This is a genomic window from Pseudomonas sp. S1_G07, from assembly GCF_054668565.1.
Window position 1 is genome coordinate 1441511 of the sequence record NZ_CP162778.1, and the last position, 21915, is coordinate 1463425.

A 21915-nucleotide genomic window follows, 5' to 3' on the forward strand; every position below is an offset into this window, starting at 1 on the left:
GCTGGCTTGCCTGCGATGGCGATCTCAAGGACGCCATCGCAGGCAAGCCAGCTCCTACAGTTGTTATGTGTCGCCTGTCAGCTCAGCAAATCTCTCAAGACTTGAGTGAACGCCCGGTTGCTTTCTTCCTCGCCGGCATGCCGGCCATCGCGCACCACCCACTTGCCGTTGACCAGTACATCCCGCACCTGTCGATCGCCGCCGGCAAACAGCCAGCGGTTGAGGATCCCGTCCTCAGTCGCCGTTGCCAGGTAGGGGTCATTGCCATCCAGTACGATCCAATCCGCACGCTTGCCGATCTCCAGCCGACCAATAGGCTGCCCCAGCGCCTGGGTGCCACCGTCCAGCGCGGCATCGAACAGTGTGCGGCCGACCATCGGCTGGTCACTGCGATACAAGCGGTTGCGCCGTTGATCGCGCAGGCGCTGGCCGTATTCCAGCCAGCGCAGTTCTTCCACCACGCTCAGTGACACATGGCTATCGGAGCCAATGCCCATGCGCCCGCCCTGGGCAAGAAAGTCCACCGCCGGGAAGATCCCGTCGCCCAGGTTGGCTTCGGTGGTCAGGCACAGGCCGGCAATCGCGCGGCTTTTGGCCATGCGCGTGACTTCGTCCGGATCGGCGTGGGTGGCGTGCACCAGGCACCAGCGTTCATCGACCTCGACATTGTCATACAGCCATTGCAGCGGGCGCTTGCCGCTCCAGGCCAGGCAGTCGTCGACTTCCTTTTGCTGTTCGGCGATGTGGATATGCACCGGGCACGTTGTATCACTGGCGGCGAGTACTTCGCTGATTTGTTGGGGCGTGACCGCGCGCAATGAGTGGAAGCACAGGCCCAACTGCTGCGCCGGCTGCGCGGCAAGCATGGGTTTGAGGCGTGCTTGCAGGTCCAGGTAGTGTTCGGTGCTGTTGATAAAGCGCCGTTGGCCCTCGTTCGGCACCTGGCCACCGAAACCGGCGTGGGTGTAGAGCACCGGCAGCAACGTCAGGCCGATCCCGCTGCTGGCGGCCGCCTGGCTGATCTGCCGCGACAGCTCCGTGCGGTCGGCATAGGCCTGGCCGCTGACATCGTGGTGCACATAGTGAAATTCGGCCACCGAGGTGTAGCCGGCCTTGAGCATCTCGATATACAGCTGGCGTGCGATAACCTGCAGCTGGTCGGGATTGATCTTGCCGACCATGCGGTACATCAGGTCGCGCCAGGTCCAGAAACTGTCATTGGGGTTGCCGGCGACTTCGGCCAAGCCGGCCATTGCGCGTTGAAACGCATGGGAGTGCAGGTTGGGCATGCCCGCCAGGACCGGGCCTCTGAGCCGCTCGGCACCGTCTGCGCTGGCATTGGCCATCACCTGTGTCAGCCGTCCCTCAGCGTTGACTTCAAGACGTACATCGTTGGCCCATCCATCAGGCAGCAGTGCGCGTTCGGCAAAGAAAGCGGACATGTTCAGAGCACCCCGGTCGTGTGTTTATTTGTATATACATATACAGACGTTTGCCTGCTCGGTAAACTCCGGCAATCTATGCATCTTTTCCCCCTGCAAGGATTCCCTGTGCCGACTCCGCCCGCCAACTCTTCGCTGGCTGCCCACATGGACGAAAGTCCGGCGCCCTTGTATGCCCGCGTCAAACAAATGATCAGCCAGCAGATCCTCAACGGTAACTGGCCACCGCACTACCGCGTGCCATCGGAGAGCGAATTGGTCAGCGAGCTGGGCTTCAGCCGCATGACCATCAACCGCGCTCTGCGTGAGCTCACCGCCGAGGGTTTGCTGGTGCGCATGCAGGGCGTTGGCACGTTCGTCGCCGAGCCCAAGAGCCAGTCGGCGCTGTTTGAAGTGCACAACATTGCCGATGAAATCGCCTCCCGCGGTCATCGGCATACCTGCCAGGTCATCACCCTGGGCGAGGAAGCTGCCGGTTCCGAGCGCGCCGTCGCCCTGGAAATGCGCGAAGGCGGGCGGGTGTTCCACTCGCTGATCGTGCATTACGAAAACGACATTCCCGTGCAAATCGAGGACCGCTTCGTCAACGCCCTGGTCGCGCCGGACTATCTGCAGCAGGATTTCACTCTGCAAACGCCTTATGCCTACTTGAACCAGGTGGCGCCGCTGACAGAAGGCGAGCACGTCGTAGAGGCGATTCTGGCCGATGCCGCCGAGTGCAAGTTGTTGCAGATCGAGCCCAGCGAGCCCTGCCTGTTGATTCGTCGACGTACCTGGTCCGGTCGCCAGCCGGTGACCGCCGCGCGTTTGATCCACCCCGGTTCCCGCCACAGCCTGGAAGGTCGTTTCAGTAAATGAGTGCAATCACTGTGTGGCGCGCCGCCGATTACGTGCGCATGCCATGGAAAAACGGCGGTGGCAGCACCGAAGAAATCACCCGTGATGCAGGCACCGGCCTGGATGGCTTTGGCTGGCGCCTGTCGATTGCCGATATCGTCGAGTCGGGTGGGTTCTCCAGTTTCGCCGGCTACCAGCGCGTGATCACGGTGATCAAGGGCGCTGGCATGGTCCTGACCGTGGACGGCGAAGAGCAACGCGGGCTGTTACCGCTGCAACCGTTCGCGTTCAAGGGCGACAGCCAGGTGTCATGCCGCCTGATCACCGGGCCGATCCGCGACTTCAACCTGATCTACGCGCCCGAGCGTTACCACGCGCGCTTGCAATGGGTGGATGGCGTGCAGCGGTTTTTCAGTGCCGCGCAGACGGTGCTGGTGTTCAGTGTGGCCGATGAAGTGAAAGTGCTGGAGCAGAAACTTGGTCACCACGATTGCCTGCAAGTGGACGGTAATACGGGCTTGCTGGATATCTCTGTAAGTGGCCGTTGCTGCCTGATTGAACTGAGCGCGCGCGGTTAAACACTGCGGCGCTAACCAAACCCGCGCACCAATTTGTTACCGAATGCCCCAGCGTGTCGCAAAGCGACGCTGTCATGAAACACCTCCCGCCCTGAAAAAATCCCCCGCAAGAAATTTCATCAAGCCTCCAAGCCTTTATTTTCAAGGCTTACACACAGCCTTCAAAAAATTCTCCACCGCGCGCTCCTCAAGTTGGCCGCTCGATTGCATATGCTTGTACATACAAGTAAAGATGTGTGCGTAAGACTGTTCTTCACACCATCCCTGTCCGCGCATCGATCGCCGAGGAGTTCCAGCAGTGACCAAGCCTACTAAGTTCCGTGATGTCGAAATCCGCGCCGCCCGCGGTAACACGCTCACCGCCAAAAGCTGGCTGACCGAAGCGCCGCTGCGCATGCTGATGAACAACCTCGACCCACAAGTGGCCGAGAACCCGAAAGAATTGGTGGTGTACGGCGGTATTGGCCGTGCCGCGCGTAATTGGGAGTGCTACGACCAGATCGTCGAGAGCCTCACGAACCTCAATGACGACGAAACCCTGCTGGTGCAATCCGGCAAACCGGTTGGCGTGTTCAAGACCCACAGCAATGCCCCGCGCGTGCTGATCGCCAACTCCAACCTGGTACCGCACTGGGCCAGTTGGGAACACTTCAACGAATTGGACGCCAAAGGCCTGGCCATGTACGGCCAGATGACCGCCGGCAGCTGGATCTACATCGGCAGCCAGGGCATCGTCCAGGGCACTTACGAAACCTTCGTCGAAGCCGGTCGCCAACATTACGACAGCAACCTCAAAGGCCGTTGGGTGCTCACTGCCGGCCTCGGCGGCATGGGTGGCGCACAGCCGCTGGCCGCAACGTTGGCCGGTGCCTGCTCGCTGAACATCGAATGCCAGCAGGTCAGCATCGACTTCCGCTTGAGCAGCCGCTATGTCGACGAGCAAGCCAGCGACCTCGACGACGCCCTGGCGCGCATCGCCAAATACACCCAGGAAGGCAAGGCGATCTCCATCGCCCTGCTGGGCAACGCCGCTGAAATCCTGCCGGAACTGGTCAGGCGCGGGGTGCGCCCGGACATGGTCACCGACCAGACCAGCGCCCACGACCCGCTCAACGGCTACCTGCCGGCCGGCTGGACCTGGGACGAATACCGCGCCCGCGCCAAGACCGAACCGGCAGCCGTGATCAAGGCCGCCAAGCAGTCGATGGCCGTACACGTCAAAGCCATGCTGGAATTCCAGAAACAAGGCATCCCAACCTTCGACTACGGCAACAACATCCGCCAGATGGCCCAGGAAGAGGGCGTGGAAAATGCCTTCGATTTCCCAGGCTTCGTCCCGGCCTACATCCGCCCACTGTTCTGCCGTGGCATCGGCCCGTTCCGCTGGGCGGCACTCTCTGGCGACCCGCAAGACATTTACAAGACCGACGCCAAAGTCAAAGAGCTGATCCCCGACGATGCCCACCTGCACAACTGGTTGGACATGGCCCGCGAGCGCATCAGCTTCCAGGGCCTGCCGGCGCGTATCTGCTGGGTCGGCCTGGGCCAGCGCGCCAAGCTGGGCCTGGCGTTCAACGAAATGGTACGCAGCGGCGAGTTGTCGGCGCCGGTAGTGATCGGCCGTGACCACCTCGACTCCGGCTCGGTCGCCAGCCCCAACCGCGAAACCGAATCCATGCAGGACGGCTCCGACGCTGTCTCGGATTGGCCACTGCTCAACGCCTTGCTCAACACCGCGAGCGGCGCGACCTGGGTGTCGTTGCACCACGGCGGGGGCGTGGGTATGGGCTTCTCCCAGCACTCCGGCATGGTGATCGTTTGTGACGGTACCGATGAAGCCGCCGAGCGTATTGCGCGTGTGCTGCACAACGATCCGGCGACCGGTGTGATGCGCCATGCCGACGCCGGTTACCAGATCGCCATCGATTGCGCCAAGGAGCAGGGCCTGAACCTGCCGATGATCAAAGGCTGATCCCCCTGTAGGAGCGAGCTTGCGCGCGAAGATATTTCAGGCGCATTGCTGCGTTGACTGTACGTTTTTCGCGAGCAAGAACTAGGCGTCCCCCTCGCTCCTACAGAAGAAAAGGCTAAACCCGAACAATCCATCAGAGGTTGAACACCATGGCTGCAAACGAAACCCCTGCGTTGATCGAACGGCGTTCGATCGACTACATCCCGGAAGCGGAAAGACATGGTCGTCTCCTGAGCCAGTTCACCCTGTGGCTGGGGGCCAACCTGCAGATCACCGCCATCGTTACCGGGGCCTTGGCTGTGGTGTTGGGCGGTGATGTGTTCTGGTCGTTGATCGGTCTGTTGATCGGTCAGCTGCTGGGCGGTGCGGTGATGGCGCTGCATGCCGCCCAAGGCCCGCAGTTGGGCTTGCCGCAGATGATCTCCAGCCGCGTGCAGTTCGGCGTCTATGGCGCGGCTATTCCAATCGTGTTGGTGTGCCTGATGTACCTGGGCTTCACCGCCACGGGCACAGTGCTCTCCGGTCAGGCGCTGGGCCAGTTGTTCGGCATCAGCGACAGCGTCGGGATTCTCCTCTTCGCCAGTGTCATCGTGCTGGTGACGGTGCTGGGTTATCGAGTGATCCACTTTATCGGTCGCGTCGCCAGCGTCATTGGGGTGATTGCCTTCGTTTACCTGTTTATGCGCCTGGTGGGTCAGGCTGACATCGGCGCATTGCTGCAAATCCGGCATTTCAGCTGGAGCAGCTTTTTGCTCGCGGTCTCGCTCGCTGCCTCCTGGCAGATCGCCTTCGGGCCCTATGTGGCTGACTACTCGCGCTACCTGCCAAGCAGTACGTCCGCGCTGAAAACCTTTCTTGCTGCTGGCGCAGGCTCAGTGATCGGCGCACAGGTGGCGATGATCCTCGGCGTGTTTGCCGCGGCCATGTCCAACGGGCAGTTTGCCGGTCACGAAGTGGCCTACATCGTGGGGCTGGGCGGTACGGGGGCCACCGCTGCGCTGCTGTATTTCAGCATCGCATTCGGCAAGGTGACCATCTCTACGCTGAACTCCTACGGCAGCTTCATGTGCATCGCGACCATCATCAGCGGCTTTCGCGGGCGCCTGGAGGTCACGCGTTTGCAGCGGCTGATGTTCGTGCTGGTCATCGTCGGTACGGCGACCCTTATCGCCTTGCTCGGCCAGCACTCGTTCCTCGGTGCGTTCAAGTCTTTCATTCTGTTCCTGCTGGCGTTTTTTACGCCCTGGAGCGCGATCAACCTGGTGGACTATTACTGCATCACCCGTGATCGCTATGACGTGCCGGCGCTGGCCGATCCGAACGGTCGTTATGGCCGTTGGAACCTGCTCGGTATCAGCGTCTATGTCTTCGGCGTGCTGGTTCAATTGCCGTTCATCTCCACCAAGTTCTACACAGGCCCCCTCGTGGCCGCCCTGGGGGATGTGGATATTTCCTGGATCATCGGGCTGGTGCTCCCCGCCGCGCTGTATTACTGGGCTGCAAAAAAATGGCCCGGCGCAACCCCTGAACACCTGATCCTGCCGCTAGAGCAGGGCGCTGCACCGACGACAAACGGGCTGGTTGCACAGGCCTGATGGGACGTGGACAGGGCAGGATGCCTACTGACTGCCGTAATCCATTTCAAGATTGGGAGCGTCACAACAATGAAAGTGAATAAAACCCTGTTGGCCACATTGTTCTCTGCAGGCTTGCTGGCCAGCGCCGGCGCGCAGGCGGCGGGTTGGTGCGAATCCGGGAAACCCGTGAAATTCGCGGGCTTGAACTGGGAAAGCGGCATGCTGCTCACCGACATCCTGCAAACCGTGCTGGAAAAAGGCTACGGCTGCAAAACCGACAGCCTGCCGGGCAACTCCATCACCATGGAAAACGCCCTGGGCAGCAACGACATCCAAGTGTTTGCCGAGGAGTGGGTCGGCCGCAGCGAAGTCTGGAACAAGGCCGAGAAGGCCGGCAAGGTCGTGGGTGTCGGTGCGCCGATTGTCGGCGCCATCGAAGGCTGGTACGTGCCGCGTTATGTGATCGAAGGCGACGCCAAGCGCAAGCTGGAAGCCAAGGCGCCAGGCTTGAAAAACATCGCTGACCTGGCCAAGTACGCCGCCGTGTTCAAGGACCCGGAAGAGCCGTCCAAGGGCCGTTTCTACAATTGCCCGGCCGGCTGGACCTGCGAGCTGGAAAACAGCGAGATGCTGAAAAGCTACGGCCTGGAAAGCACCTACACCAACTTCCGCCCAGGGACTGGCCCGGCGCTGGATGCGGCGGTGCTGTCGAGCTACAAGCGCGGCGAGCCGATCCTGTTCTACTACTGGTCGCCAACCCCGCTGATGGGCCAGGTGGATCTGGTCAAACTGGAAGAAAAGCCGGGTGTGGATAAGACCATAAGTATCAAGGTCGGCCTGTCCAAGACCTTCCACGAACACGCCCCGGAACTGGTGGCCGTGCTGGAAAAAGTCAACCTGCCGATCGATCTGCTCAACCAGAACCTGGGGCGCATGGCCAAGGAGCGGATTGAGTCGCCGAAACTGGCGAAGATCTTCCTCAAGGAACATCCTGAAGTCTGGCACGCCTGGGTAAGTGAAGACGCAGCCAAGAAAATCGACGCGGCCTTGTAGGTCAAGTGTGCCCGGCTACCCTGAGGGGAAGCCGGGCACCTGGCCACAACCCCTTGGATCGAGAGCACGCTATGTTTCCTGAGAGTTTTACGTTTTCCATTGCCGACTGGGTCAACGGTTGGGTTGATTCACTGGTGACTAACTACGGCGATGTGTTCCGGCACATCTCCGACACCCTGCTGTGGGCCATCGTCAACCTTGAAGGCGTGCTGCGCGCGGCGCCCTGGTGGCTGATGCTGGCCATTGTCGGCGGCGTCGCCTGGCATGCCACCCGCAAGGTGGTGACCACGGCGGTGATCGTCGGTTTGCTGTTTCTGGTGGGAGCCGTCGGCCTGTGGGACAAGCTGATGCAGACCCTGGCCCTGATGCTGGTCGCCACGCTGATCTCGGTGCTCATCGGCATCCCCCTGGGCATCCTCTCGGCGCGCAGCAACCGCCTGCGTTCGGTGCTGATGCCACTGCTCGACATCATGCAAACCATGCCCAGCTTCGTGTACCTGATCCCGGTGCTGATGCTGTTCGGCCTGGGCAAGGTGCCGGCGATTTTCGCCACGGTGATCTATGCCGCACCGCCGCTGATTCGCCTGACCGACCTGGGGATTCGCCAGGTTGACGGCGAAGTCATGGAAGCGATCAACGCCTTTGGTGCCAACCGTTGGCAGCAACTGTTCGGTGTGCAACTGCCGCTGGCACTGCCAAGCATCATGGCGGGTATCAACCAGACCACGATGATGGCGTTGTCGATGGTGGTGATCGCCTCGATGATCGGTGCCCGTGGCTTGGGTGAAGACGTGCTCGTCGGCATCCAGACTCTCAACGTCGGCCGTGGCCTTGAAGCCGGGCTGGCGATCGTGATTCTAGCCGTGGTCATCGACCGCATCACCCAGGCTTATGGCCGCCCACGGCATGAGGCGAGCAAATGACCACTGTCAGCAAAATCGAAGTTAAAAACGTCTTCAAGATTTTCGGCAACCGTTCCAAGGAAGCGCTGGCACTGATCGGCCAGGGCAAGACCAAGGATCAGGTACTGGCCGAAACCGGCTGTGTGGTCGGCGTGAATGACCTGTCCTTGAGCATCGGCACTGGCGAGATTTTTGTCATCATGGGCCTGTCGGGTTCCGGCAAATCCACCCTGGTGCGCCACTTCAACCGCCTGATCGACCCTACCAGCGGCGCGATCCTGGTGGACGGCGAAGATATCCTGCAACTGGACATGGACGCCCTGCGCCAATTCCGTCGGCACAAGATCAGCATGGTGTTCCAGAGCTTCGGCCTGTTGCCCCACAAGACGGTGCTCGACAACGTCGCCTACGGCCTGAAAGTGCGTGGCGAACCCAAGCAGGTGTGCGCCGAACGCGCCCTGCAGTGGGTCGAAACCGTGGGCCTCAAGGGCTACGAAAACAAATACCCGCACCAGCTTTCCGGCGGCATGCGCCAGCGTGTGGGCCTGGCCCGTGCCCTGGCGGCCGACACCGACATCATCCTGATGGACGAAGCCTTCAGTGCCCTCGACCCGCTGATCCGCGCCGAGATGCAGGACCAGTTGCTCGACCTGCAAAAGACCCTGCACAAGACCATCGTGTTCATCACCCACGACCTCGACGAGGCCGTGCGCATTGGCAATCGCATTGCGATTCTCAAGGACGGCAAGTTGATCCAGGTCGGCACGCCGCGCGAGATTCTGCATTCGCCGGCGGATGAATATGTGGACCGCTTTGTTCAGCGGCGGGCGGCGGTGGTCTGACGGACGCTTTCGCGAGCAAGCCCGCTCCCACATTTGGAATGCATTCCCCTGTAGGAGCGGGCTTGCCCGCGAAGAGGCCGGCAAAAGCGGCACATAAATTCAAGAAGGTATGAAGATGTCCCAGGCAGCAAAAATCATCATCGCCGACGCCCCGATGCGTTGGCAGGACGTGACCGCCGTAGCCCGCCACGGCGCGGTGCTCGAACTCTCGGGCCAGGCCTGGGCACGCATCGACAATGCCCAGGCCATCGTGCAGCGCATCGTCAGCAGCGGCGAACGCGCCTATGGCGTCAATACTGGCCTGGGCGCATTGTGCAACGTCTCGCTGCAAGGCGAGCAACTGAGCCAACTGTCGCGCAATACCTTGCTCAGCCATGCCTGCGGCGTCGGCCCGGTGCTCAGCGACGAGCAGACCCGCGCGATCATCTGCGCGGCCGTCATCAACTACAGCCACGGCAACTCCGGCCTGCACCCGCAGGTGGTGCAGGCGTTGCTGGCGCTGCTCAATCACGGCATCACTCCGCAAGTGCCGTCCCAGGGGTCGGTGGGTTACCTGACCCACATGGCCCATGTCGGCGTGGCCTTGCTGGGTATTGGCACGGTGAGCTATCGCGGGCGCATTGTCCCGGCACAGGAAGCCTTGCACGCCGAAGGTTTGCAGCCGGTGGTGCTCGGCGCCAAGGACGGCCTGTGCCTGGTCAACGGCACGCCGTGCATGACCGGCCTGAGCTGCCTGGCGCTGGCCGATGCCCATCACCTGCTGCAATGGGCGGACGTGATCGGTGCCATGAGCTTCGAGGCCCAGCGCGGCCAGATCGACGCGTTCGATGCAGAGATCATCGCCCTCAAGCCGCACCCGGGCATGCAGCGCGTCGGTATCAACCTGCGTGCGTTGCTCGACGGCAGTGAAGTGATCGCCAGCAGCCAAGGCCTGCGCACCCAGGACGCCTTGAGTATCCGCTCGATCCCGCAGATCCACGGCGCCGCGCGCGACCAGGTAGAGCATGCCACGCGCCAGATCGAGACCGAACTCAACAGCGCCACCGACAACCCGCTGCTGCTCGGCACGCCTGACAATTACCGCGTAGTGTCCCAGGCCAACCCGCACGGCCAGTCCGTGGCGCTGGCCGCCGACGTGCTCGCCATCGCCATGGCCGAGATCGGCGCGGTGGCCGAACGGCGCCTGGACCGCCTGATCAACCCCCACGTCAGTGGCTTGCCGGCGTTCCTGGTGAGCAACCCCGGGGTCAACTCCGGGATGATGATCGTGCAGTACGTCGCCGCCTCGCTGTGTGGGCAAAACCGTCAGCTGGCGCAACCGGCGGTGCTCGACAACTTCGTCACCTCGGGCCTGCAGGAAGACCACCTGAGCATGGGCACCAACGCCGCGCTCAAGCTGCATCAACTGCTGGCCAACGTCACCCAGATCCTCGCCATCGAGTACTTGCTGGCGGCGCAGGCGTTTGAATTCTTGAAGGATCAGCGTTTCGGCGCGGGCACCGACAGGGCCTGGCGGTTGTTGCGTGAAGTGGTCCCCGCGTACGAGCAGGACCGCTGGCTGGCACCGGATATTGCGGCGGCCGCCAAATTGCTCAAAGACACTGCATTACCGACTTTGCACTGAACACTGATTTAAAAAAACAATTCACAAGGAGTACGAATGTGACTGCGCTAAACCTGATTCCAGGCCAACTGAGCCTTGCCCAACTGCGAACCGTCTACCAGCAGCCGGTGACCCTCAGTCTGGATGACAGTGCTACGGCGCAGATCGAAGCCAGTGTCGCCTGCGTGGAGCAGATTCTCGCCGAGAACCGCACCGCCTACGGCATCAACACCGGTTTCGGCCTGCTGGCCTCCACCCGCATCGCCAGCGAAGACCTGGAAAACCTCCAGCGTTCCCTGGTGCTGTCCCACGCCGCCGGTGTGGGCGAGCCGATCAGCGACGCGCTGGTGCGGCTGGTCATGGTGCTCAAGGTCAACAGCCTGAGCCGTGGGTTCTCCGGGATTCGTCGCCAGGTGATCGACGCGCTGATCGCGCTGATCAATGCCGAGGTGTACCCGCACATTCCGCTCAAAGGTTCGGTGGGGGCATCCGGCGACCTGGCGCCCTTGGCGCACATGTCCCTGGTGCTGCTCGGCGAAGGCAAGGCGCGCTACAAGGGCGAATGGCTGGAGGCGACCGAGGCCCTGAAGGTCGCCGGCCTCACGCCGTTGACCCTCGCCGCCAAAGAAGGCCTGGCGCTCCTCAACGGCACCCAGGTGTCCACTGCCTATGCCCTGCGTGGCCTGTTCGAGGGCGAAGACCTGTTCGCCGGCGCGCTGGCCTGCGGTGCTCTTACCGTGGAAGCCGTGCTCGGTTCGCGCTCGCCCTTCGACGCACGTATTCACGCGGCGCGTGGCCAGCGAGGGCAGATCGACTCTGCGGCCGCCTACCGCGACCTGCTCGGCGAAAGCAGCCAGGTCTCCCAGTCGCACCAGAACTGCGACAAGGTGCAAGACCCGTACTCCCTGCGTTGTCAGCCACAAGTGATGGGCGCCTGCCTGACCCAGTTCCGTCAGGCCGGCGAGGTGCTGGTGGTCGAAGCCAACGCCGTGTCGGATAACCCGCTGGTGTTCGCCGCCGAAGGCGATGTGATTTCCGGCGGTAACTTCCACGCCGAACCGGTGGCCATGGCTGCCGACAACATGGCCCTGGCCATCGCCGAAATCGGCTCCCTGAGTGAGCGCCGGATCTCGCTGATGATGGACAAGCACATGTCGCAACTGCCGCCATTCCTGGTGGGCAATGGCGGGGTCAACTCCGGCTTCATGATCGCCCAGGTGACCGCAGCGGCACTGGCCAGCGAGAACAAAGCGCTGGCCCACCCCCATAGCGTCGACAGCCTGCCGACCTCCGCCAACCAGGAAGACCACGTGTCCATGGCCCCTGCAGCGGGCAAGCGCCTGTGGGAAATGGCCGAGAATACCCGTGGCATTCTGGCCGTGGAATGGCTGGCCGCCTGCCAGGGCCTGGACCTGCGCGAAGGCCTGAAGACTTCACCGAAACTGGAACAGGCGCGCGCCCTCCTGCGCGGCAAAGTGGCGTTCTACGACAAGGACCGCTTCTTCGCCCCGGACATCATCGCCGCCAGCGAACTGCTCGCCAGCCGCTGTCTGAACGAACTGGCACCGGCCAAGCTCCTGCCGAGCCTCTAAAAAACACCACCCCCTGTAGGAGCGAGCTTGCTCGCGAAGAACGTCAACGCTAACGCGCGCATCTTGGATGAACGCGGGGTCCTTGAGGTTTTCGCGAGCAAGAACTAGGCGTCCCCCTCGCTCCTACAGGCATCAGGGATCACATCGGGAGGCGTTGATGAACACCCTTTGGCAACACTGCCACATCGCAACCATGGCCCACGGCAAGTACGCGATCATCGAGGATGCCGCCCTGGTGACCGCAGGTCAGCTGATCGAGTGGATCGGCCCGCGTAGCCAGGTGCCCACCGCGGACTACGCCCAGGTGCATGATCTGCAAGGCGCGTGGGTTACGCCTGGGCTGATCGACTGCCACACTCACGCGGTGTTCGGCGGTAACCGCAGCGGCGAATTCGAGCAGCGCCTCCAAGGCGTGAGTTATGCCGAGATCGCGGCCCAGGGCGGCGGGATCGCCAGCACCGTGCGCGCCACCCGTGCCGCCAGCGAAGATGAACTGTTTGCCAGCGCCCACAAGCGGCTGCGCAGTTTGCTGCGTGATGGCGTGACTACCGTGGAGATCAAATCCGGCTACGGCCTGGACCTGGCCAATGAACGCAAGATGCTGCGCGTGGCCCGTCGCCTGGGGGACGCGCTGCCGGTCAGCGTGCGCGCCACGTGTCTGGCCGCCCATGCGTTACCACCGGAGTACAAGGATCGCGCCGACGACTACATCGAGCACATCTGCAGCGAGATGCTGCCGGCCCTGGCAAAGGAAGGGCTGGTGGATGCGGTGGATGCGTTCTGTGAATACCTGGCGTTTTCCACCGAGCAGGTGGAGCGGGTGTTCAAGGTCGCCCGGCAACTTGGTCTGCCGGTGAAGCTGCACGCCGAGCAGCTGTCGTCGCTGCACGGCTCCAGCCTGGCTGCGCGCTACCAGGCATTGTCAGCGGACCATCTGGAATTCATGACCGAAGACGACGCCATCGCCATGGCCGCCGCTGGCACCGTCGCGGTTCTGCTGCCGGGGGCCTTCTACTTCCTGCGTGAAACCCAATTGCCGCCGATGGAGGCCCTGCGCAAGCATGGCGTGAAGATCGCCATCGCCAGCGACCTCAACCCCGGCACCTCACCGGCCTTGTCGGTACGCCTGATGCTGAACATGGCGTGCACCCTGTTGCGCATGACCCCGGAAGAGGCCCTGGCCGGCGCCACGCAGCATGCGGCCACCGCGCTGGGCATGGGGGACACCCATGGTTCGCTGGAAGTGGGCAAGGTCGCCGATTTTGTCGCCTGGCAAATTGATCGTCCCGCCGACCTCGCCTATTGGCTCGGCGGCGAGTTGGATAAACGCGTCGTGCGCCATGGCGTCGACGTCACCGTCTAAAGCTGCCTTTTTAGGTGAGGAGTATCGTTGTGGATAAGGTTCTGAACTTCAAACAAGGTCGCGTACCGCTGCTGGTCAGCATGCCCCACGCAGGTTTACGCCTGACACCTGCGGTCGAGGCCGGCTTGATCCCCGAGGCGCAAAGCCTGCCGGACACGGACTGGCACATCCCCACGCTGTATGACTTCGCCGAAGCACTGGGCGCCAGCACCCTGTCGGCCGAGTATTCGCGGTTCGTGATCGACCTGAACCGGCCGTCCGACGACACCCCGCTCTATGCCGGCGCCACCACTGGCCTGTACCCGGCGACGCTGTTCGATGGCATGCCGTTGTTCCGTGAGGGGCTGGCACCGGGCGAGGCCGAGCGCGCCAGTTACCTGCAGAAGATCTGGGGTCCGTATCACCGCACGTTGCAGGATGAACTGGCACGGCTCAAGGCCGAATTCGGCTACGCGCTGCTGTTCGACGCGCACTCGATCCGCTCGGTGATCCCGCACCTGTTCGAGGGCAAGCTGCCGGACTTCAACCTGGGGACGTTCAACGGTGCTGCCTGCGACCCTGAATTGGCCGGGCAACTTGAGGCTGTCTGCGCCGAGCATCCGCACTTCACGCATGTGCTGAACGGGCGCTTCAAAGGCGGGCATATCACCCGGCATTACGGCAACCCGGCGCAGAACATCCACGCCGTGCAGTTGGAGTTGTGCCAGAGCACGTACATGGAAGAGTTCGAGCCGTTCCGTTATCGGCCGGACCTGGCCGAGCCGACGCGGGTGGTGTTGAAGCAGTTGCTGGAGAGGATCTTGGAATGGGGGAAAAAACGTTACGGTTGAGCTGATTGTCGCATCTCGTGCGATAGCCGCCGTAACCCAACGTTTAAGACAGGCCTGGCTCGTCGACGAGGTGCGATGTCGATAGCAACAAGTGCGCACCTCTATAGTTGTTGGGTTTTAGTGGGTAGGGGCAAGGTTGTGAGTGGTGCCTTTTTTTATAACGAAACTCCCCATGATTTGGAAAGTGGTCGTGTCCGGGTTTTCGAGCGTGAGGTCGAAGCTGGCACTTATAGATGTTTTGTCCTGGCTCCATTGGTAGGTAATCCAACCTTTTTTGAGAGGGAAGTCATAAGCCGTATCAACTATGTCATCCTCGTCATCAGGGCTGTCTTCATACTTGTAGAAGCTTGCGCTGTTTTTTGTGAAATCTGGATAAGGTGCAGCCCTGGCAAGCGAATGGTCGAAACTCGTCGAGTCCTTTTCCAGAAAAAACTGGATCAAGTTGATCTCGTTCGTCTGAGTTTCTTTATTAGTAGTGTCTTCAAAGAACCTTATCTTCCAACATTCAATTCCAGAAGCCTCAACGCTCTCAAGCGACGCTCTAGTGGCGATGAGTTCTTCGATGTGGTCTGAAAAAATCACATTTGCCGTGAAAAACTCTTGCAGATTATCTTGGATGGGTTGAGGGCACATTGCATCCATCTCCTTTGAGTACGAAATTAACCTTGGGGCCTTGAGTGATTTAATCGCGATCATCAGTGAGTGTCGCCTGGGAGAATTGCCAGTTCTTTATATTGATTAGCGATAGTTGAGCATTGGAATAGTCGCTACTGTGACCGCGCCGGACTTTGCCGAGCGTTGCCCGAATGCCAGTCGGTTGCTCACCAACTTGACCCTCACCGCCGTCCAGGAAAGCCAGCGGATGGTGCCGATCATGGAGTGCCAGTCCCCACAGCGGTTTTTCATCGTCAGGGATATTTGTGCATGCACCTGATCTCCCCGCAGCTTGCGGCCTTCGTCATCACCACCGAGTCTTCCCGGATCAGGACTGGCCGTTCCTCTTTATATACACGGTGATGGTTGGGTGGTCGGCGGGCTGGATTCCCACAACTTCATCTGCTTCCAATGATCGGTGATAGCGCCGGCGGCAACCTGGCGGCGTTGTGCCTGGGGTTGCGCGACGACGGCCTGATCCACGGCTGTCTGCGGACGCGAGGCCAGGTGGCGGAGGTGGATCGCCTGTACGGCTATCTGCTGGGTTACCTCGATGGCGAACGGCTGACACAGGTCCAGGTGCTCAAGGACATGCTCATTGCACAATTCGGGTTTATAGTGCCAGACGGCAAAATAAAAGACGTCCCCCCAGGGATGAACCCGACCCCCTACGGAGCGCGCAATGCAGACTTGGTACCCGCAGATCAAACCCTACGCCCGGCACGATCTGGCCGTCGATGACACCCATACGCTGTATGTCGATGAAAGTGGCTCCCCCGAAGGCTTGCCTGTCGTCTTCATCCACGGTGGTCCTGGCGCCGGTTGCGACGCCCAGAGCCGCTGCTATTTCGATCCGAACCTGTACCGTATCGTCACCTTCGACCAGCGTGGTTGCGGTCGTTCCACGCCCCGCGCCAGCCTGGAAAACAACACCACCTGGCACCTGGTCGCCGACCTTGAGCGCATCCGCGAACACCTGGGCATCGAAAAATGGGTGCTGTTCGGCGGTTCCTGGGGTTCCACCCTGGCCCTGGCTTACGCGCAAACCCACCCCGAGCGTGTGCATGGCCTGATCGTGCGCGGCATTTTCCTGGCCCGCCCCCAGGACATCGAGTGGTTCTACCAGGCTGGTGCGAGCCGCCTGTTCCCGGATTACTGGCAGGACTACATTGCGCCGATCCCTGCGGAGGAACGCCACGACATGATCGCCGCCTACCACAAGCGGCTGACCGGTAACGACCAGATCGCCCAGATGCACGCGGCCAAAGCCTGGTCCGGTTGGGAGGGGCGCATGCTGGGCCTGTGCCCGAGCCCGCAGCACGTGGAGCGGTTTTCCGAGCCGCAACGGGCGCTGTCCATTGCGCGGATCGAGTGCCACTACTTCACTAACAACTCGTTCCTGGAGCCCAACCAACTGATCCGCGACATGCACAAGATCGCCCACCTGCCTGGCGTCATCATCCACGGCCGCTACGATATGATCTGCACGCTGGATAATGCCTGGGAGCTGCATCAGGCGTGGCCGAACAGCGAGCTGCAGGTGATCCGCGAAGCGGGCCATGCGGCCTCCGAGCCGGGCATCACCGATGCGCTCGTGCGCGCGACCGGTGAGATGGCGCGGCGTTTGCTTGATCTGCCGCCTGAAGAAGCATGAAGGGTCTGTTGCAACGGGTGCGTGGCGCCCGAGTCGAGGTCGCGGGCGAAATCGTGGGGGCAATCGACCAGGGTTTGCTGGTGCTGGTAGCCGTCGAACCTGCGGATACCGTCGAGAGTGCCGACAAACTGCTGCACAAGCTGCTTAACTATCGGGTGTTCAGCGACGACGCGGGCAAGATGAACCTGTCATTGAAGGATATCGGCGGTGGTTTGCTGCTGGTGTCGCAGTTCACCCTGGCGGCGGATACCAGGAGCGGGCTGCGACCAAGCTTCTCCACGGCGGCGCCCCCAGCCCTGGGAGCGGCGCTTTTTGAGCACATGTTGTTACAAGCGCAACAATTGCATGGCAAGGTGGCATCGGGACGTTTTGGTGCCGATATGCAGGTGCATTTGGTCAATGATGGCCCTGTGACCTTCCTCTTGCAGACTTGAATGCATTAAAAACGACGTTAATGCCTAAAAACGCAGGGTTTCGCTACAAATACTTCGTTGCCCCTGATGCGTTGTCTCGCGGGCTACTAGATAATCGCGCGCTACGGGGATCAGCGTTGTTTGGTCCATTTTTGACTTAGGTAGAGACTTGTCCGACAACCCTTGGGGAATCATTTTCACCCAGAGGAGTCGGAACAATGCTCGCCAACCTGGCATATAGATAGCTGGCCGTTGGTTTTTTGATCTGTTTTCGGCGAGGGTTGCTCGTGATTGTTAGTCCCTGTAATGCACCAAAATTGTCTGCCAAACGGTTACGAAACGCACTGGTGACGGGCTCCGCCCTGTTTTGCCTGTTCGGCGCGGGTCAACTGTGGGCATTCAGTCTGGATGATGTGTCGGCCAAGGCAAAAGAGCTGGCCGGGCAGAAATACGAAGCTCCGCGCAGCAATCTGCCAAACGAATTCCGTGAAATGAAGTTCGCGGACTACCAGAAGATTCGTTTCCGCAACGAAAAAGCCGAATGGGCCGATCAGAACACCCCGTTCAAGCTGTCGTTCTATCACCAGGGTATGCACTTCGATACACCGGTGAAAATCAACGAAGTCACCGCCGACAGCGTCCATGAAATCAAATACGACCCGTCGCGTTTCGATTTCGGCGGCGTGAAAGTTGATCCTAAAGCCACCGAACAGCTGGGTTATGCCGGTTTCCGTGTGCTGTACCCGATCAACAAGAGCGACAAGCAAGACGAAATCATGACCATGCTCGGCGCCAGCTATTTCCGCGTCGTCGGCAAAGACCAGGTGTATGGCCTGTCTGCCCGAGGCATGGCGATCGACACTGCGTTGCCGTCCGGCGAAGAATTCCCGCGCTTCACCGAGTTCTGGATCGAGCGGCCAAAACCGGGTGACAAACACCTGGTGATCTTCGCCCTGCTGGATTCGCCACGTGCCACCGGTGCCTACCGGCTGATCCTGCGTCCGGGCACCGACACCGTGGTCGACGTCAAAGCCCAGATGTTCCTGCGCGATAAGGTCAGCAAGCTGGGCGTGGCCCCGCTGACCAGCATGTTCCTGTTCGGCGCGAACCAGCCGTCCAAGGTGCTCAACTACCGTCGTGAGCTGCACGATTCCAGTGGGCTGTCGATCCATGCCGGCAATGGCGAGTGGATCTGGCGCCCATTGAACAACCCCAAACACCTGTCGGTGAGCAACTTCACCGTCGAGAACCCGCGTGGTTTCGGCCTGCTGCAACGTGGTCGCAACTTCAGCTACTACGAAGACCTGGACGACAACTACGACAAGCGCCCAAGCGCCTGGATCGAGCCTGAGGGCGACTGGGGCAAGGGCTCCGTCGACCTGGTAGAGATCCCGACCGCCGATGAAACCAACGACAACATCGTTGCGTTCTGGAACCCGGAAAAACTGCCGGAAGTCGGCCAGCCACTGGATGTCGCCTACCGTCTGCACTGGACCCTGGATGACGCCGCGTTCCACTCGCCGGACAGCGCCTGGGTCAAGCAGACCCTGCGCTCCACGGGCGATGTGAAGCAATCCAACCTGATCCGTCAGCCGGATGGCAGTGTGGCCTACCTGGTGGACTTCGAAGGCCCATCCCTGAAGAAACTGCTGCCGGATGCCCCGGTGCGCAGCCAGGTGAGCGTGGGTGACAACGCTGAGTTGGTTGAAAACAGCGTGCGTTACAACGAGCACACCAAAGGCTGGCGCCTGACCCTGCGCATGAAGATCAAGGACGCAAGCAAGCCGACCGAGATACGCGCAGCGTTGGTACAGGATGTCGCTCAGCCTGAGCCGGCTCATGTTTCCAGCCAAGTGCTCAAGGCTGACAAAGTCTTGGCCAAGCAGCACGAGAAACAGGCCAAGAAAGACGCCAAGGACAAGGAAACCAAGCAGCCTGAAGCTGCCCCAGCCACGCCGGAGCCGATCAAGACAGAAGAAGTCCTGACCGAAACCTGGAGCTATCAGTTGCCTGCCGATGAGTAATTCTCAAGCCCGGCCAGAGACTCTCTCCGAGTACCTGGCGCATCTACCGATGACCGCTGAGCAGCGCGCCGAACTGGCGGGCTGCACATCCTTCACCGAGTTGCACGAGCGTTTGTCGTCCAAGACCTTCGATGCGCCCATCGACGCCGCCCAGGCGTCGGTTGGCAGCCGGTTGAACCTCAGCACGGCCGAAGAGCTGCAAGACGCCGAAATGCTCGCGCTCGATGCCGGCGGCCGCGTGTGCCTCAAGGCCACGCCGCCAATTCGTCGCACTCGCGTGGTACCGGAGCCATGGCGCACCAATATCCTGGTGCGCGGCTGGCGCCGTATCACCGGGCGCAGCAACCCGCCGGCACCGCCCAAGGATGAACGTGTATTGCCGGCCGCGCGCTGGCGCACCGTCGGTTCCATCCGTCGTTATATCCTGCTGGTGCTGATGCTCGGCCAGACCATCGTGGCCGGCTGGTACATGAAAGGCATCATGCCGTACCAGGGCTGGTCGCTGGTCGACTTCGACGAGATCCGCAACCAGACCCTGCTGCAAACCGCTACCCAGGTACTGCCTTACGCCCTGCAAACCAGCATCCTGATCATGTTCGGGATCCTGTTCTGCTGGGTTTCGGCGGGTTTCTGGACCGCCTTGATGGGCTTTCTCGAGCTGCTCACCGGCCACGATAAATACCGGATCTCCGGTAAAAGTGCCGGCAACGAGCCGATTCCGAAGGAGGCCCGCACCGCGCTGGTGATGCCGATCTGCAACGAAGACGTGCCGCGTGTATTTGCCGGCCTGCGTGCGACGTTCGAATCGGTGGCCGCCACTGGTGACCTCGACCGCTTCGACTTCTTCGTGCTCAGCGACAGCAATGACGCCGACATCTGCATCGCCGAACAGCAAGCCTGGCTCGACGTGTGTCGCGAAGCCGGCGGCTTCGGCAAAATCTTCTATCGCCGCCGTCGCCGTCGCGTCAAACGCAAGAGCGGCAACCTCGACGACTTCTGCCGTCGCTGGGGCGGTGACTATAAATACATGGTGGTGCTCGACGCCGACAGCGTGATGAGCGGCGAATGCCTGACCAGTCTGGTGCGCCTGATGGAAGCCACGCCGGATGCCGGGATCATCCAGACCGCGCCGCGTGCGTCGGGCATGGACACCCTGTATGCGCGCATGCAGCAGTTCGCCACTCGCGTCTACGGCCCGCTGTTCACCGCCGGCCTGCACTTCTGGCAGTTGGGTGAATCCCATTACTGGGGTCACAACGCGATCATCCGCATGAAGCCGTTCATCGAGCACTGCGCCCTGGCGCCGTTGCCAGGTAAGGGCGCGTTTGCCGGTTCGATCCTCTCCCATGACTTCGTTGAAGCCGCGCTGATGCGCCGCGCCGGCTGGGGCGTGTGGATTGCCTACGACCTGCCGGGCAGCTACGAAGAACTGCCGCCGAACCTGCTCGACGAACTCAAGCGTGACCGTCGCTGGTGCCACGGCAACCTGATGAACTTCCGCCTGTTCCTGGTCAAAGGCATGCACCCGGTACACCGTGCGGTGTTCCTGACGGGTGTGATGTCCTACCTGTCGGCGCCGTTGTGGTTCCTGTTCCTGGTGCTGTCCACGGCGTTGCTGGCGGTGAATACCCTGATGGAGCCGCAGTACTTCATGGCGCCGCGCCAGCTGTACCCGCTGTGGCCGCAATGGCACCCGGACAAGGCGGTGGCGTTGTTCTCCACCACCATCGTGCTGCTGTTCCTGCCTAAATTGCTCAGCATCATCCTGATCTGGGCCAAGGGCGCGAAAGAGTTCGGTGGCAAGTTCAAGGTGACGATGTCGATGCTGCTGGAGATGTTGTTCTCCATGCTGCTGGCGCCGGTGCGCATGATCTTCCACACCCGCTTCGTGCTCGCCGCGTTCCTTGGCTGGGCCGCGACCTGGAACTCGCCCAAGCGCGACGATGACTCCACCACCTGGGGCGAAGCGTTCAAGCGTCACGGTACCCAGACCTTGCTCGGCTTCCTGTGGGCTCTGCTCGTGGTGTGGTTGAACCCGAGCTTCCTGTGGTGGCTGGTGCCGATCGTGGGTTCGCTGATGCTGTCGATCCCGGTGTCGGTGATCTCCAGCCGTGTGAACCTGGGCCTGAAGTCGCGTGACGAAAGCCTGTTCCTGATTCCTGAGGAATACAACCCGCCGCAGGCGCTGCAGTCGACGGAGAAGTACACCCACGAAAACCGCTGGCACGCCCTCAATGACGGCTTCGTGCGTTCGGTGGTCGACCCGCGCCAGAACGCCCTGGCCTGCGCCCTGGCGACCTCGCGTCACCGTGAAGCGGAGCCGATCGAGTACCTGCGCATGGAGCGTGTTCGCCATGCGTTGAAAGTCGGCCCCGCCGGCCTCAACAACGGTGAACGCGTGGCCCTGCTCAGTGACCCGGTGGCCTTGGCTCGCCTGCACGAGCAGGTCTGGAGCGAAGGGCATGCCGAGTGGCTGGCTGCCTGGCGTGATTCGATCAAGGCCGACCCGCACGCGCCGCTGCTGCCGCTGCAATCGCTGTTGCCCCAGGCCCATCCGGCCTGATTCAGACGCCCCCGAG

Annotated in this window: 17 protein-coding genes and 2 pseudogenes; 17 read left to right on the plus strand and 2 right to left on the minus strand. The window is 61.5% G+C overall.

What is annotated here, in order from left to right; all coding sequences use genetic code 11:
• Window positions 1-77: 77 nt before the first annotated feature.
• Window positions 78-1442, minus strand: coding sequence for a formimidoylglutamate deiminase (locus AB4O05_RS06605; RefSeq protein ID WP_460132116.1), 1365 nt, complete (start codon window positions 1440-1442; stop codon window positions 78-80).
• Between the two features lie 147 nt (window positions 1443-1589).
• Here AB4O05_RS06605 and hutC point away from each other — a divergent pair, with 147 nt between their 5' ends.
• The 11 genes from hutC to hutG all read left to right on the plus strand — a co-directional run bounded on the left by hutC (window position 1590) and on the right by hutG (window position 14591).
• On the plus strand, window positions 1590-2300 hold the full coding sequence (gene hutC / locus AB4O05_RS06610) for a histidine utilization repressor (protein WP_460137653.1): 711 nt from the start codon (window positions 1590-1592) through the stop codon (window positions 2298-2300).
• A complete protein-coding gene (locus AB4O05_RS06615; protein ID WP_460132114.1) occupies window positions 2297-2857 on the plus strand; it encodes a HutD/Ves family protein in 561 nt (186 codons plus the stop codon). The genes hutC and AB4O05_RS06615 overlap by 4 nt, the downstream gene beginning before the upstream one ends.
• 298 nt (window positions 2858-3155) lie before the next feature.
• Window positions 3156-4829, plus strand: coding sequence for a urocanate hydratase (gene hutU, locus AB4O05_RS06620; protein WP_460132113.1), 1674 nt, complete (start codon window positions 3156-3158; stop codon window positions 4827-4829).
• Window positions 4830-4978: 149 nt separating this feature from the next.
• Window positions 4979-6424, plus strand: coding sequence for a purine-cytosine permease family protein (locus AB4O05_RS06625; protein WP_460132111.1), 1446 nt, complete (start codon window positions 4979-4981; stop codon window positions 6422-6424).
• Between the two features lie 69 nt (window positions 6425-6493).
• Window positions 6494-7459 (plus strand): ABC transporter substrate-binding protein, encoded by a 966-nt coding sequence (locus AB4O05_RS06630; protein WP_460132109.1) that lies wholly within the window; start codon window positions 6494-6496, stop codon window positions 7457-7459.
• 71 nt (window positions 7460-7530) lie between these two features.
• Complete coding sequence (locus AB4O05_RS06635; protein ID WP_460132107.1) at window positions 7531-8382, plus strand: ABC transporter permease; 852 nt, start codon at window positions 7531-7533, stop codon at window positions 8380-8382.
• Window positions 8379-9203 (plus strand): quaternary amine ABC transporter ATP-binding protein, encoded by an 825-nt coding sequence (locus AB4O05_RS06640; RefSeq protein WP_460132105.1) that lies wholly within the window; start codon window positions 8379-8381, stop codon window positions 9201-9203. The genes AB4O05_RS06635 and AB4O05_RS06640 overlap by 4 nt, the downstream gene beginning before the upstream one ends.
• A gap of 115 nt (window positions 9204-9318) precedes the next feature.
• Window positions 9319-10827 (plus strand): HAL/PAL/TAL family ammonia-lyase, encoded by a 1509-nt coding sequence (locus AB4O05_RS06645; protein WP_460132103.1) that lies wholly within the window; start codon window positions 9319-9321, stop codon window positions 10825-10827.
• 38 nt (window positions 10828-10865) lie between these two features.
• A complete protein-coding gene (gene hutH, locus AB4O05_RS06650) occupies window positions 10866-12398 on the plus strand; it encodes a histidine ammonia-lyase (protein ID WP_460132101.1) in 1533 nt (510 codons plus the stop codon).
• A gap of 157 nt (window positions 12399-12555) precedes the next feature.
• Entirely contained in the window at window positions 12556-13761 is a 1206-nt protein-coding gene (gene hutI, locus AB4O05_RS06655; RefSeq protein ID WP_460132099.1) for an imidazolonepropionase, read from the plus strand.
• Window positions 13762-13790: 29 nt separating this feature from the next.
• Window positions 13791-14591: an N-formylglutamate deformylase gene (gene hutG / locus AB4O05_RS06660; RefSeq protein WP_460164853.1), complete on the plus strand. Its 801-nt coding sequence runs from the start codon at window positions 13791-13793 to the stop codon at window positions 14589-14591.
• Between the two features lie 117 nt (window positions 14592-14708).
• On the opposite strand, the gene AB4O05_RS06665 is transcribed toward hutG, so the two are convergent.
• Window positions 14709-15287 (minus strand): hypothetical protein, encoded by a 579-nt coding sequence (locus AB4O05_RS06665; RefSeq protein ID WP_460132095.1) that lies wholly within the window; start codon window positions 15285-15287, stop codon window positions 14709-14711.
• Window positions 15288-15354: 67 nt separating this feature from the next.
• On the opposite strand from AB4O05_RS06665, the pseudogene AB4O05_RS06670 reads away from it, so the two are divergent.
• The 6 genes and pseudogenes from AB4O05_RS06670 to mdoH form a co-directional block, all read left to right on the plus strand.
• Window positions 15355-15486 (plus strand): annotated as a pseudogene (locus AB4O05_RS06670) (glycine/betaine ABC transporter substrate-binding protein); the annotation flags it as partial.
• Between the two features lie 230 nt (window positions 15487-15716).
• Window positions 15717-15821, plus strand: a pseudogene (locus AB4O05_RS06675) (alpha/beta hydrolase); the annotation flags it as partial.
• Window positions 15822-15927: 106 nt separating this feature from the next.
• A complete protein-coding gene (gene pip, locus AB4O05_RS06680; RefSeq protein WP_460132093.1) occupies window positions 15928-16899 on the plus strand; it encodes a prolyl aminopeptidase in 972 nt (323 codons plus the stop codon).
• Window positions 16896-17333 (plus strand): D-aminoacyl-tRNA deacylase, encoded by a 438-nt coding sequence (gene dtd, locus AB4O05_RS06685; protein WP_460132091.1) that lies wholly within the window; start codon window positions 16896-16898, stop codon window positions 17331-17333. The genes pip and dtd overlap by 4 nt, the downstream gene beginning before the upstream one ends.
• Before the next feature lie 323 nt (window positions 17334-17656).
• Window positions 17657-19336, plus strand: a complete 1680-nt coding sequence (locus AB4O05_RS06690; RefSeq protein ID WP_460137651.1) for a glucan biosynthesis protein G — start codon at window positions 17657-17659, stop codon at window positions 19334-19336.
• Window positions 19329-21899 (plus strand): glucans biosynthesis glucosyltransferase MdoH, encoded by a 2571-nt coding sequence (mdoH, locus tag AB4O05_RS06695; RefSeq protein WP_460132090.1) that lies wholly within the window; start codon window positions 19329-19331, stop codon window positions 21897-21899. Before AB4O05_RS06690 ends, mdoH begins: the two co-directional genes overlap by 8 nt.
• Window positions 21900-21915: the final 16 nt, after the last annotated feature.